The sequence below is a fragment of the Halomonas campaniensis genome (assembly GCF_014193375.1).
Taxonomy (GTDB): Bacteria; Pseudomonadota; Gammaproteobacteria; order Pseudomonadales; family Halomonadaceae; genus Halomonas; species Halomonas campaniensis.
Genome location: NZ_JACHZF010000017.1, coordinates 54,706 through 68,098, shown reverse-complemented (window position 1 = coordinate 68,098; position 13,393 = coordinate 54,706). Strand labels below are relative to the sequence as shown.

At 71.6% G+C, this 13,393-nt stretch carries 9 protein-coding genes; 1 reads left to right on the top strand and 8 read right to left on the bottom strand.

Annotated features, from left to right (window positions below):
• Nucleotides 1–32: 32 nt before the first annotated feature.
• The 5 genes from hrpA to BDK63_RS12435 form a co-directional block, all read right to left on the bottom strand.
• Entirely contained in the window at nucleotides 33–3,971 is a 3,939-nt protein-coding gene (gene hrpA, locus BDK63_RS12455) for an ATP-dependent RNA helicase HrpA (RefSeq protein WP_246386079.1), read from the bottom strand.
• 245 nt (nucleotides 3,972–4,216) lie between these two features.
• The gene (locus tag BDK63_RS12450; RefSeq protein WP_183332428.1) at nucleotides 4,217–5,899 is read right to left on the bottom strand and encodes an AMP-binding protein; all 1,683 of its coding nucleotides are present in this window, start codon (nucleotides 5,897–5,899) and stop codon (nucleotides 4,217–4,219) included.
• Between the two features lie 164 nt (nucleotides 5,900–6,063).
• The gene (locus BDK63_RS12445; protein WP_183332426.1) at nucleotides 6,064–6,861 is read right to left on the bottom strand and encodes a class II glutamine amidotransferase; all 798 of its coding nucleotides are present in this window, start codon (nucleotides 6,859–6,861) and stop codon (nucleotides 6,064–6,066) included.
• A complete protein-coding gene (locus BDK63_RS12440) occupies nucleotides 6,854–8,701 on the bottom strand; it encodes a vWA domain-containing protein (protein WP_183332424.1) in 1,848 nt (615 codons plus the stop codon). The genes BDK63_RS12445 and BDK63_RS12440 overlap by 8 nt, the downstream gene beginning before the upstream one ends.
• 10 nt (nucleotides 8,702–8,711) lie before the next feature.
• Nucleotides 8,712–9,149, bottom strand: coding sequence for a hypothetical protein (locus BDK63_RS12435; RefSeq protein ID WP_183332422.1), 438 nt, complete (start codon nucleotides 9,147–9,149; stop codon nucleotides 8,712–8,714).
• A gap of 45 nt (nucleotides 9,150–9,194) precedes the next feature.
• On the opposite strand from BDK63_RS12435, the gene BDK63_RS12430 reads away from it, so the two are divergent.
• Nucleotides 9,195–11,300 (top strand): S9 family peptidase, encoded by a 2,106-nt coding sequence (locus BDK63_RS12430; protein WP_183332420.1) that lies wholly within the window; start codon nucleotides 9,195–9,197, stop codon nucleotides 11,298–11,300.
• 20 nt (nucleotides 11,301–11,320) lie between these two features.
• Here the strand turns inward: BDK63_RS12430 and BDK63_RS12425 are convergent, their stop codons facing one another.
• From BDK63_RS12425 to rnd, 3 genes are all read right to left on the bottom strand, one after another.
• Nucleotides 11,321–11,767, bottom strand: a complete 447-nt coding sequence (locus BDK63_RS12425; protein WP_183332418.1) for a YcgN family cysteine cluster protein — start codon at nucleotides 11,765–11,767, stop codon at nucleotides 11,321–11,323.
• Nucleotides 11,768–11,953: 186 nt separating this feature from the next.
• A complete protein-coding gene (locus BDK63_RS12420; RefSeq protein WP_183332416.1) occupies nucleotides 11,954–12,265 on the bottom strand; it encodes a YcgL domain-containing protein in 312 nt (103 codons plus the stop codon).
• Nucleotides 12,262–13,389, bottom strand: coding sequence for a ribonuclease D (rnd, locus tag BDK63_RS12415; protein WP_183332414.1), 1,128 nt, complete (start codon nucleotides 13,387–13,389; stop codon nucleotides 12,262–12,264). The genes BDK63_RS12420 and rnd overlap by 4 nt, the downstream gene beginning before the upstream one ends.
• Nucleotides 13,390–13,393: the final 4 nt, after the last annotated feature.

Genomic DNA, 13,393 nt, shown 5'->3' with positions numbered 1-13,393 from the left:
GGCGGTGGCCTGTGATTCGCTGCCGGCCCCGCTCAGGCGCGGCCGGTGAGCTCCGCCCAGCGCTTCTCCAGGCGCTTGACGGAGACGGGGAATTTCGTGCCCAGCTGCTGGGCGAAGAGCGACACGCGCAGCTCCTCGATCCACCAGCCGAACGTCACCAGCGCCGGGTCGTCGATGCCGCCACGGCGTTCGCTCTGGCGGCGGTCGGCCAGGCGCGCCTCGAACGCCTGGACCTCCTGCATGTGCATCTGGTCGCGCATGCGCTCGCGGGGGGCCTTCTCCAGGCGGATCAGCGCCGCCTCCATGTAGCGCGGGTACTCCTCGAGCCACTCCCCCGCCTCGCTGATGAAGCCGGGGTGGACCAGCCGCGCCATCTGCGCCTTGAGGTCACTGTATACCAGCGCCAGGGCCAGGCTGAGGTTGCCCTTCAACGCCTTGGTCACCGCCAGGTGGCCCTTGAGCGCCGCCTCCAGGGTGGCCAGGCGCGCCTCGGCCAGGGGCACCAGCGACTCGCGGGCCTCGGCCAGGCGGGCCTCGAGCTCACCCGCCGAGCGCGGCAGGGGCGACACCGCCACCCCCTGGCGGAACACCGCGGTGACCAGGTCATCGCCGAGCTGGCGCTTGCTGCCCACCTTGGCGAACAGCAGCGCGCAGGTCTCGAGCCCCTTGAGGCGCTCGATGGCCCGCACCACCTCGGGCAGGCGCTGCCTGGCCAGCCGGACCACGCCATCGCGGTGGGCCTCGCCGGCCTTGTCGGGATGGTCGAAGAGCTCCACCCGGAAGGCCTCGCCGTCGGGCACCAGGGCCGGATAGGCCTCCACCCGGATGCCCGCCTGGGAGGTGACCCGCGACTCGGGCAGCGGCGCCTCGGGCAGGCCCGCCACCGGGGCCTCCAGCCGCGCCTCCTCGGCCAGCGCCCGGGCGCCCTGCCCCGCCGCCGCCTCGAAGCGCCGCTCCAGTTCCCGGGCATCGCGGCCCTGGCCCAGCACGCTGCCGTCGTGGCCGACCACCTTGAGGTTCATCACCAGGTGCGGCTCGAGCTGGTCGAGCTGCCAGTCGTCGGGGTGGACGCGCACGCCGGTGCGGCGGCGCAGGAACTCGCCCAGCGCCTCGGTCAGCGGCACGTCGTCGGGCACCAGCGCCTCCAGGGCGGCATCCACCCAGTCGGGAATCGGCACCACCTGGCGACGCACCGCCTTGGGCAGCGACTTCATCAGCGCGATGCACTTCTCGCGCAGCAGCCCCGGCACCAGCCACTCGAGCCGCGCCAGGGGCAGCTGGGGCAGCATCGCCGCCGGCACGGTGAGGGTGACGCCATCGTCCGGCGCACCGGGCGAGAAGTGATAGGCCAGCGGGTAGCGCACCCCGCCGAGCACCAGTTCGTCCGGGTAGTCGGCCTGGGTGACCTCGCTGGCCTCCCGGGCCAGCAGCGCGGCGCGATCGAACTTGAGCACGTCGGGGTCCGACGCCTCGGCCTGCTTGCGCCACGCCTCGAAGCCCTTGCCGTTGTGGATCCCCTCGGGCAGGCGCTCGTCGTAGAAGGCGAAGAGCGTCTCCTCGTCCACCAGGATGTCGCGGCGGCGGGCGCGATCCTCCAGGTCCTCGACCTCCTCGACCAGCGCCCGGTTGTGGGCAAAGAAGTCGCCGCGGGTGCGGAACTCGCCCTCCACCAGCGCCCGGCGGATAAACAGCTCGCGGGCCTCGGCGGGGGCGATGGGGCCATAGTGCACCCGGCGCCCGGCGACGATGGGCAGGCCGAACAGGGTCACCTGCTCGCTGGCCACCACCTGGGCGCGCTTCATCTCCCAGTGGGGCTCGGCGTAGCTGCGCTTGACCAGGTGACCGGCCACCGGCTCGATCCACTGGGGGTCGATCTTCGCCACGGTGCGGGCGAAGAGCCTGGTGGTCTCGACCAGTTCGAAGGCCATCAGCCACTTGGGCGACTTCTTCGCCAGGCCGGACCCCGGGTGGATGACAAACTTGCGGTTGCGTGCCCCCAGGTATTCGCGGTTCTCGGTGGCAAGCCCCAGGTGCGACAGCAGCCCCGGCAGCAGCGCCCGGTGCAGGGTGGCGGCGTGGCGGCGGCGGGCCTCCTGGCGCGCCTGCTCCGCATCGCCCTCCTCGGGCGTGGGCCACGGCGCCGGCGGCGGCACCTCGATCTCCATGTCGCGCAGCAGCTGGCGCAGCTGGCGGAAGGTGTCGTGCCACTCGCGCAGGCGCAGGTAGTTCAGGTAGTGGTCCTTGCACCAGCGGCGCAGTCGGTTGCCGGAGAGCGTCTCCCGGGCCGCCTCGAAGCCATCCCACAGGTTGAGCAGGGCCATGAAATCGGAATCCGGGTCCTGCCAGCGCCGGTGGGCCTGGTCGGCCGCCTGTCGCCTGTCGGCCGGGCGGTCGCGGGGGTCCTGGACGGCCAGTCCGGCGACCACGATCAGCACCTCGCGCAGCCCACCCTGCTCGGCCCCGGCAAGCACCATGCGCGCCAGGCGCGGGTCGATGGGCAGCCGCGACAGCTTGCGCCCGATGGGCGTCAGCCGGTTGCCGGCGTCCACCGCGCCCAGCTCGAAGAGCAGCCGGAAGCCGTCGCTGACGAAGCGCGAGTCGGGCGGGTCGACGAAGGGGAAGGCCTCGATGTCACCAAGCTTCAGCGACAGCATCGAGAGGATCACCGAGGCCAGGTTGGTGCGCCGGATCTCCGGGTCGGTGAAGGCGGGCCGGGAGAGGAAGTCCTCCTCGTCGTAGAGGCGGATGCAGACCCCCTCGGCGACCCGGCCGCAACGCCCCTTGCGCTGGTCGGCGCTGGCCTGGCTGATCGGCTCCACCGGCAGGCGCTGGATCTTCGAGCGGTAACTGTAGCGGCTGATGCGCACCAGGCCCGGGTCGATCACGTAGCGGATACCGGGCACGGTCAGCGAGGTCTCGGCCACGTTGGTGGAGAGCACGATGCGCCGCCCGGCGTGGGGGGCGAAGACCCGGTTCTGCTCGGCGTTGGAGAGCCGGGCATAGAGCGGCAGGATCTCGGTGCCCCTGAGGTCGGCACGGCGCAGGGTGTCGGCGGTCTCGCGGATCTCGCGCTCGCCGGGCAGGAACACCAGGATGTCGCGCGGCCCGTGGAACCAGCGCTTCTCGCGCTCGATGCGCTCGACCTCCTCCACCGCGTGGAGGATGCCCTCCTGAAGGGTGCGATCCTCCTCGTCGTCGGCCTCCCGCACCAGCGGACGGTAGTGGACCTCCACCGGGTAGGTGCGGCCCGAGACCTCCACCACCGGCGCCGGCCGCGGTTCGCCCCGGGCGTCGCGGTCGCCGAAGTGCTCGGCGAAGCGCTCGACGTCGATGGTCGCCGAGGTGATGATCACCTTGAGGTCGGGGCGCCGGGCGGTGAGGCGCTTCAAGTAGCCGAGCAGGAAGTCGATGTTGAGGCTGCGCTCGTGGGCCTCGTCGATGATGATCGCCTCGTAGCGGCGCAGGTCCGGGTCGTGGCGGGTCTCGGCCAGCAGGATGCCGTCGGTCATCAGCTTGACCAGGGTGTCGTCGCCGCTCTGGTCGGTGAAGCGCACCTGGTAGCCCACCTGGTCGCCCAGCGGCACGGCCATCTCCTCGGCCAGCCGCGTGGCCACCGAGCGCGCCGCCAGGCGGCGCGGCTGGGTGTGGCCGATCAGCCCGCGACGCCCCAGCCCCAGCTCCAGGCAGAGCTTGGGCAGCTGGGTGGTCTTGCCGGAGCCGGTCTCGCCGGCCACCACCACCACCTGGTGGTCACGCAGGGCGGCGAGGATCTCCTCGCGACGCTCGACCACCGGCAGCGACGGCGGGTAGTCGAGGGTGACCGGGCGCTCGCGGCGCCGGGCCACCAGCCCGCGGGAGCGCGCCAGGGCCTTCTCGACCTCGGCCAGCCCGCGATCCACCGGCTTGCCCTCCCGGACCCGCCGCGCGAGCCCGCGCAGGCGCTTCTCCAGCGTCGGCAGGTCGCGCAGCATGGCATCCTCCAGGCCGCGCTGCAGGGCCCGCAGGCGGTCGGCGGCGGCCAGGGGGGCGGTATCGGAGGAGGAAGCGGCAGTGGGCACGTCGGACACGGCGACTCCGTGGTGAGGGAAAGGAAACTGCCCGCCACGGTGGCCGTGGCGGGCAGTCCATTGTAACGCCGTGTACGTGGCGGCGCCTAATCGGGGCCATTGAAACTGGCTATGATGCCCGGCGCGCCAGACTATCGCCGGGCCACCGCTCAGGAGGCGGCCTTGGACTTCTCGCGCTCCTCGTCACGCAGCTGGCGGCGCAGCACTTTCCCCACATTCGTCTTGGGCAGCTCGTCGCGCAGCTCCACGTACTTGGGCACCTTGTAGCCGGTCATCTCCTTCTTGCACCAGGCGCGCAGCGCCTCGGGGTCGAGGTCATCGCCGCGGGGCACCACGAACAGCTTGATCGCCTCGCCGCTGGTCTCGTCGGCCACTCCCACCGCGGCGGACTCCAGCACGCCGGGGTGGGTGGCGACGACGTCCTCGACCTCGTTGGGGTACACGTTGAAGCCCGAGACCAGGATCATGTCCTTCTTGCGGTCGACGATGCGGATGTAGCCATCGTCCTGGAGCACGGCGATGTCGCCGGTGTGGAACCAGCCGTCGTCGTCGATCACCTTGACGGTCTCGTCGTCGCGGTTCCAGTAGCCCTTCATCACCTGGGGGCCCTGCACGCAGAGCTCGCCGGGCTCGCCGAAGGGCAGGTCGTTGCCGTCGGCGTCCACCACCTTGACCCGGGTGCCGGCCACCGGCTTGCCGATGGTGCCGATCTGGATGGCATCCACCGGGTTGAAGCTGACCACCGGCGAGGTCTCGGTGAGCCCGTAGCCCTCGGCGATGTCGCAGCCAGTGACCTCCTTCCAGCGGTCCGCCGCCGCCTTGGTCAGCGCCATGCCGCCGGAGATGGTCAGGTGCAGCTTCGAGAAGTCCAGCGCGCGGAAGTCCTCGCGGTTGCACAGGGCGTTGAACAGGGTGTTCAGGCCGATGAAGGCGGTGAACGGCAGGCTCTTCAGCTCCTTGACGAAGTTGGGCAGGTCGCGGGGGTTGGTGATCAGGATCGAGTGGTTGCCGGTCTCCATCAGGAACAGGCAGTTCACCGTGAAGGTGTAGATGTGGTAGACCGGCAGCGGCGCGATCACCACCTCCTCGCCGTTGTTGAGGCCCGGCCCGATGGCCTGGCCGGCCTGCAGCATGTTGGCCACCAGGTTGCGGTGGGTGAGCATGGTGCCCTTGGCCAGGCCCGTGGTGCCGCCGGTGTACTGCAGCGCGGCGATGTCGTCGAGCTTGCGGGGCACCTCGCGGTGCTGGCGACCCGCCCCCTCCTTGAGCGCCTGGCGGAAGGGCGTGTGGCCGGGCAGCCGGAACGGGGGGACCATCTTCTTGACGTACTTGACCACGGCGTTGATCAGCGGCCGCTTGGGAAAGCCGTGCAGGTCGCCGAGCTGGGTGACCACCACGTGCTGGATGTCGGTGCGCTCGAGGACCTTCTCGAGCTTGTCGGCCATGTTGGCGAGGATCACGATCGCCCGGGCGCCGGAGTCCTTGAACTGGTGGGCCATCTCCCGCTCGGTGTAGAGCGGGTTGGTGTTCACCACCACCAGCCCGGCGCGCATGGCGCCGAACACCGCGACCGGGAACTGCAGCACGTTGGGCAGCTGGATGGCGATGCGGTCCCCCGGCTGCAGCGTGGTCTCGTGCTGCAGCCAGGCGGCGAAGTCGCCGGAGAGGCGATCCAGGTCGGCGAAGGTGAGGGTCTGCCCCATGCACGAGAAGGCGGGCCGGTCGGCGTAGCGCTTCACGGCGGCATGGAAGACATCGGTGACCGCGTGGTATTCCTCCAGCCCCGTGAGCTCGGGGCCGGACAGGATCGGGGCGTTGGCATGCTCACTCATAGGCGTAGTCTCCGCGATGTTGCCGATGGATCATCGACGCTTCTTGTTGTCCCGGGCCCTACCTTATACCGGCGGGCTCACGCTGTAAAACGGTCGATTGAAACCCTTGTTTGCCTGCCGGCCAGCGCCGCACCCGCCCCATGCCGGAGGGGCACACGAGCCGCTCAGGCGGCCCGCTGGCCGATGCGCGCCTGGATCACCCCGTCCCGCCAGACCAGCAGCTCGCCGGGCGCCATGCGCTCCCAGGCCTCGTTGTCGGTGAGCGGCTCGGTGGCGATCACCGAGACGATATCCCGGGTCGTGGTGTGCTCGGCGAAGTTCACCGTGAGCTCGGCGTCGGACAGGCTCGCCCGCCCGAACGGCGCCCGGCGGGTGATGTGCGCCAGCTTGGTGGAGCAGAAGGTATAGAGGTAGTCGCCGTCGGCCAGCAGCAGGTTGAACACCCCGAGGCCGCGCAGCCGCTCGCAGAGCTGGTGGAGCAGCCGCCATAGCCCCTGGCGCTCGGCGTCGCTGGTCGGCCGCTCGGGAAAGCGGCTGCGCAGCTCGCCCAGCAGCCAGCAGAAGGCGTGCTCGCTGTCGGTGTCGCCGATGGGGCGGTAGTAGGAGAGCGGCATCCCTCGCCAGCCGTCCAGCTGGCCATTGTGGGCATAGCACCAGGGGCGCCCCCACATCTCGCGCACGAAGGGGTGGGTATTGGCCAGCCGCACCTGGCCGACATTGGCCTGGCGGATATGGCTGATGACGATGTTCGACTTGATCGGGTAGTCGGTGATCAGCCGGGCGATGGGCGACCCCACCGAGGGGTGGGGATCGCGGAAGTCGCGGTAGCCCCCCTCCTCGTAGAAGGCGATGCCCCAGCCGTCGCGATGCGGCCCGGTGCCGCCGCCGCGATGCAGGAAGCCGGTGAAGCTGAAGCAGATGTCGGTGGGCACGTTGGCACTCATGCCCAGCAGTTCACACATAGGGTTCCTCCCGGTGCACGACCCGGCGGGCGCGACGCGAGCGCCGCACCGCCAGGAGAATCACGATCAGCACCACCACCACCAGGCCGACCGCCCAGAGGCGCGGGTCGCGGCCATGGGCCTCGGCTAGCCGCTGCACGCCGGGCCATCCCGCCTGCCACAGGGCCCTGGCCTGGGCCGGCAGGTCGTTGACGAAGGCCACGAAGCGGTCGGCGGCGCTCTCGGGCATCGCCCCGCCCCGGCGCCCGGTGTCGAGGTCCTCGTGGAAACGCTCGGCCAGGGGGCGGCCCTCGGCATCCCGGGCCAGGCCCAGACCGGTCTGTGCCTCGGGGAAGAGCAGCAGCCGGGGCAGGCGGATGTCGCGGGTGTCACCGTCCAGGGTGACCCTGGCCGCCAGCAGCAGCGGCTGGCTGATGCTGTCGTCCAGCGGCGGCAGCTCGATGTGCCAGCGCCGCTCGCCCACCGCCTCGGCGGCCAGGCGCTCGCCGGCCAGCTCCGCCGCCAGTTCGGTATTGTCGCGGTCCAGGGCCGGGTGTTCGGCCTCGAGCACCACCCGGGAGGCGGCCGGCTCGTGGCGCGCGGCGATGGCCGGCAGCACGTTGACCGCCTGCCAGCGCTGGCGGGTGAGGTCGTCGGCCTCCGCCCGGATCAGCAGGCGGGCGCCGCCCACCAGCGCCGGCGCCGGCAGCTCGCCGACGAAGCGCTCGCCGCGAGGCTGCAGCCGCAGGGCCGCCAGCACCTCGTTCTCCGGGTCCCGCAGCTCCACGTGCAGCGCCAGCGACTCGAGCTCGGCGCCATAGGGCTCGCCGGCGCGCTCCAGCCAGGCCTCCACGGGCACCGGGAAGCCCAGGTAGAGGGTCGCCGGCAGCTCGCCGGTGCGCAGGGTCAGGGAGGAGGTCACGCCGATGCGGCTGTCGGTGGCGATCTCGCCCTCCAGACGCCACTCGCCGGTGGCGGGGTCCGGCACGCGGATCAGGTCGAAGCGCGGCTCCACCTGCCACTGCCCGCCGGGCGGCGGGTCGTCGGCCCGGTAGACGGTGCCGTCCGGCGCCACCAGGGCGAGTGGTTCGCCGTCGGGCTCGTGGAAGAGCAGCGCGGTGAAGGCCTCGACGCCGGATTCGATCACGAAGCGCCCCGCCTCCAGGGGGACCTGGTCGGCGGGGAAGATGCGCTCGACGATGTCGAGGAAGGCGCCGAGCAGGCCCTCGGGGGTCTCGGCCAGGGCCGGCAGGCCGCCGGTGGACTGGGCGAGCCGCTCGACCAGGGCCAGGTCGGCGTCGTCGGAGAAGGCGATGGCGTGCACCACCACCCCCTGGTCGGCCAGGCGCGGCGCCAGCTCCTCGAGCAGCGCCCGACGCGAGGCCGCGTCCACCGCCGGCTTGGCCCCGCGGTCGGGCGGCAGGTCGATCATGCCGTCGGTGAGCAGCACCAGGTGGCGCCAGCCGTTGGCCGGGGCCTCGGAGGCCGCCCGCACCGCCCCCTCGATGTCGGTGAACTGCTGGTACTCGACCAGCCGCGGGCGCAGCGCCGCAGCCTGCTCGCGCCAAGCCGCGTCCACCTCGCCCGGCGGCAGCGGGTTGTCGACCCGCTCGCCGAAGGTCCAGACCCCGGCGGAGGTGCCGGCGGGCAGCAGCGATGCCAGCAGCTCCAGGGCGCTGGCGGCGAGCTGGTTGGGATCGTTGGCGCGCATGCTGCCGGAGACGTCGATGATCACCCGCACCTCGGGGCGCTCCTCGACGGGCTGGGCCAGCCCCGTCGCGGCGACCAGCGACAGCAGGCCCAGCAGCAGCAGTCGCGCGATGCCGCCGCGTCCCCGACGGCACTTCCCACACCAGGCCATCCCCGGCTCCTTAGCCGATCACCGGCTCCCGACGCTCGCCCTCGCCACCCTGCGGGTGGCGGGGAGCAGGAGCGTCATCCTCGTCCATGTCGACATAGTCGCCGCGGTGGCGACCCCGCCACCACAGCAGCAGCCCGAAGGCGCTGCCGGCCAGGGCCCCCACCGCCGCCAGCAGCAGGGCCGGCAGCATCACCGCCGCGTTGCGCTCCAGGAAGGCCACCAGGGCCACCACCACCGCCGGGGCGAAGCCCGTGTAGAATTCGCCCTCCTCGATCAGCGGCAGCCGGAAGCGCGCCGGCATCCACATCACCCCGGCCACCAGCCAGGTGATGACCAGCCGCAGCAGCCGCGGCAGGAAGGCCAGCCCCAGGTAGCCGGTGAGCAGCACCACCAGCGACAAAAACCCGTAGCTCAGCCATAGTAGGGTCATCGAATCTGTAATCGACATCGCCACCTCGCACATGTTCAGTTGGAGTATGGTACATCCCGCGCCATGAAAGCACAGCCGCCCCGTTCTTCCGTCCCGTCCGCCACCGACTCCCCGACTCCCCGCTTCCGTCGCCCCGACGCCCCCGAATGGCACTGGCTGGAGAACCGCGACGACCCCGAGGTCGGCGCCTTCCTGGAGGAGGCCAACGCCGCCTGCGCCCGCTGGTTCGCTCCCCTGGATGACCTGGTTGAGCGCCTCTACCACGGCCACCTGGCGCGCCGGGAGCTGGCCATCCACGGCCTGCGCACGCCGCTGGACCACTACACCTACTGGAGCGAGACGGCCGCCGACGCCGACTACCCGGTGTGGTGGCGGCACCCCAACGGCAAGCCCGACCGCGCCGTGCGCTTCCTCGACCTTCAGGCCCGCGCCGAGCCCCACGAGTTCCTGGAGCTGGGCGACATGGCGCTCTCGCCGGACGAGCGCTGGCTGGCCTGGACGGAGGACACCCGCGGCGACGAGACCTTCGAACTGTTCCTCAAGGCGCTGCCCGACGGCGAGCCGGTCCGCCTGCTGGAGGAGATCGGCCCCGAGCTCAGCTGGGCCGAGGACAACGCCACCCTGCTCTTCACCCGCTACGATGCCACCCAGCGCCCCGAAAGCGTCTGGCGCCTGCCGCTGGAGATGCAGCCCGGCGGCTCGCCGAGGGCCGAGGCGCCATCGCTGGTGCTGCGCGAGGAGGACCCGGAGTTCTGGCTCGGGCTCGGCAAGACCCGCTCGCGGGAGTGGCTGGTGCTGGAGAGCGCCTCCAAGGACACCAGCGAGTGCCACCTGATTCCCGCCCGGGCGCCGGCCACCCCGCCCCGCTGCTTCCGCCCCCGCGAGAGCGGCGTCGAGCTCGCCCTGGACCACCGCCCCGGCCGCTTCTACGTGCTGCACAACCGCCAGGCGACCCACTTCCGGCTCGACACCCTCGAGGAGTCACGCCTGGCCGAGGCCGCCGACGCCGAGGCCTGGCAGCCGCTGATCGACCATCGCGAGGATGACACCCTGGAGGGGGTCGACGCCTTCGACTGGGGCCTGGTGGTGACCGAGCGCGACCATCACGAGGCCCAGGTGCGGCTGCGGGTCCTGGAACTGGACGCCGACCATGCCATCGTCCGCGACGAGCGCCTGCCGCTGCCGGAGACCCCCTGCAGCCTGGCGCTGGGCGATGCCCCGCACTTCGACACCCGGCGCCTGCGGCTGCGCGAGGAGTCCTTCGTGCTGCCGGTGAGCTGGATCGAGCACGACCTGGACAGCGGCGAGCGGACCCTGCTCAAGCAGCAGCCGATCCACGGCGACCTGCTGCCGGAGGCCCTCGCCTGCGAGCGGCTCTGGGCCCTCTCCCACGACGGCGAGCGCATCCCCGTCTCGGTGGTAATGCGCGCCGACCTGGCGGGCCACCCGCTGCCCACCCTGCTCTACGGCTACGGCGCCTATGGCGAGGTGCTGGACCCCTGGTTCTCGGTGGCGCGCCTTGAGCTGCTGGCGCGGGGGGTGGCCTTCGCGGTGGCCCACGTGCGGGGCGGCGGCGACCGCGGCGAGCCCTGGTACCTGGCCGGCAAGCTGGAGCACAAGGAGAACAGCTTCCGGGACTTCCTGGCCGCCCGGGACGCCCTGGTCGACCAGGGCATCAGCGACGGCGAGCGCATCGCCGCCTACGGCGCCAGCGCCGGGGGCCTGCTGGTGGGCGCCAGCCTCAACCTGGCGCCCGAGGGCTTCTGCGCCGCGGTGCTCGACGTGCCCTTCGTCGACGTGCTGCGCACCATGGAGAACCCCGACCTGCCGCTGACCACCGCCGAGTACACCGAGTGGGGCAACCCCGACGAGCCCGACGCCCGCCGGCGCATCCGCGCCTACTCGCCGCTGGACAACCTGGCCGCCCAGCCCTGGCCCACGGTGTTCCTGCAGGGCAGCTGGCACGACACCCGGGTGCCCTACTGGGAGCCCGCCAAGCTCTATGCCCGGCTGACCGAGATGGGCACCGCAAGGGGGCCGGTGCTGCTGCGTACCGACATGGCCGCCGGCCACGGCGGCGCCTCGGGGCGCTTCAAGGCGTGGCACGACAACGCCCGCCAGGATGCCTTCATCCTGTGGGCGCTGGGGGTGGAAGCGCACGAGGCCTAGCCTTTCTTGCGAAAGCCCCGTCAGTCGATGGGAATCACCGCGATGATATGGTCCTCGTACTCCTCCTCGGGGACCTCGCGGCGGGACACGGCGAAGCTGCGCACGCTGATGCCCTTGCGGTGGACCCGCTCGGGGTCACCCGAGAGCAGCGGGTGCCAGCGGGCCAGCTTGCGCCCCTCCGCCACCCGGCGATAGGCGCAGGACTTCGGCAGCCAGCGAAACTCCTCGATGCGCGCCGGCGTCAGCTGCGTGCAGTCCGGCACCCGCTCGAGGCGGTTCGCGTAGTCGCTGCAGCGGCAGCTGGAGATATCCAGCAGCTCGCAGGCCACGTTGAGCACCGCCAGCTCGCCGGTCTCATCGTCCTGGAACTTGAGCAGGCAGCAGTGGCCGCAGCCGTCGCAGAGCGCCTCCCACTCCTCGGCGGTGAGCTCCTCGAGGGGGTACTGCTCCCAGAACCGTTCTCTCATGACGTCTCCCGTTTGTCCTGCCATCTTGCAGAAGCGACGACGGGGCTGTTCCGGGGACAAGCCTGCGAGAGAGGCGCTGTGAATACCTCCCTGTACGCTACCGATGCCGTCCCTGGCATAGGACCTCCTCTTCGGCTTGCCCCCGGCGCCCCTTCCCACAGGCAGTGACTGCCATGCTCAGCCAGCTCAATAACGCGCCTCGGTGGGGGTGCGATAGAGATCCAGCAGGTACTCCTCCCTGGCGGGGGGCATCTGCAGGTAGAACCCCTTGTCGCGGATCGCTGCCATCACGTCGGCGGCCTGCGCCCGGCCCAGGCGCTTGTCGCCGGTCAGGATCAGGGTCATCGCCGGCAGCGGCTTGCCGAAGCGCTCGAGCAGCGGCTCGGGCACCCGGGAGAGGCCATCGCGCTTGTCCACGTAGAGGTACATCTCCTCCTTGCGCGGGCTCTTGAACACCTGGCAGAGCAGCTTGTCGCCGCGCATCCGGTCGTCACTCATCGGGGCAGTTCCTCCAGGGCCTTCACCAGGCCCGCATTGAGCCGCTCGCCGCGCCAGCCCGAGGGCAGCGGCAGCGGTCGGGATTCCAGGTGGGCGGTGACCAGGGCCTCCAGATCGCGGCGGCGCAGCAGCACCTCGGGCGCCAGCCCCAGGGCCTCGGCCTCGGCGGCAACCACCCGCTTCAGCGCCTTGAAGCGCTGCTTGAACGCCGGCGCCATGGGCGACGGCATCGCCGGCGGCAGCTCGGCCTCGTCCAGGTGGCGCGCCTCGCCCACCAGCCGCAGCAGCTCGTCGCCGTCGCGCTTGATCAGGGTCGGCTTGACCCCCTCGACGCTGGCCAGCTCGAAGCGGTTCTCGGGCATCGTCTCGGCGATGGCGTAGAGCACCCGGTCGTGGACCAGCCAGCCCCGCGGCAGGTCGCGGCGCCGCGCCTCCCCCTCCCGCCAGGTGGTCAGCCGACGGTAGGCCTCGATCTGGCGCGGCGCCAGGCGCCACAGCTGGCGCTGGCGCAGGTACCACTGGCCGTCCGCCGCCTCGCTGCGCGCCGCCTGGGCCACCAGCTCGGCGCCGTCCGCCTCCAGCCAGGCCATGCGGCCCAGGCGCTCCAGCGCCTCGCGCTGGCGCTCCCAGACCTGCACCAGGTAGACCACGTCCAGCGCCGCATACTGCTTCTGGGTCTCGCTGAGCGGCCGCTTCAACCAGTCGGAGCGCGTCTCGTCCTTGGGCAGGGTCTCGCCGATCCAGTGCTCGACGAGCTTCTGGTAGCCCATGGAGGGGGTCTCGCCGATCAGCCCCTGGGCCAGCTGGGTATCCACCAGCGGCGCGGGGGGCACGTCGGCCCAGTGGGCGAAGACCTCGAGGTCCTCGCTGGACGCGTGCAGCAGCTTGAGCGGCCCCTCGCCGAGCAGGCGCCGGAAGGCCTCGGTGCAGGGAACCTCCAGGGGGTCGACCAGCCAGGCCGGCCCGCCGGCGGAGAACTGGATCAGCGCCGGCACCGGATGGAAGGTGTTCTCGCGAAAGAACTCGGTATCCAGCGCGATCACGTCGGCGCCGGCCACCTCGGCACAGGCCTCGTCCAGGGCGGCGGGAGTATCGATCCAGCGAATATCGGGGGTCAGGGGCATGGGG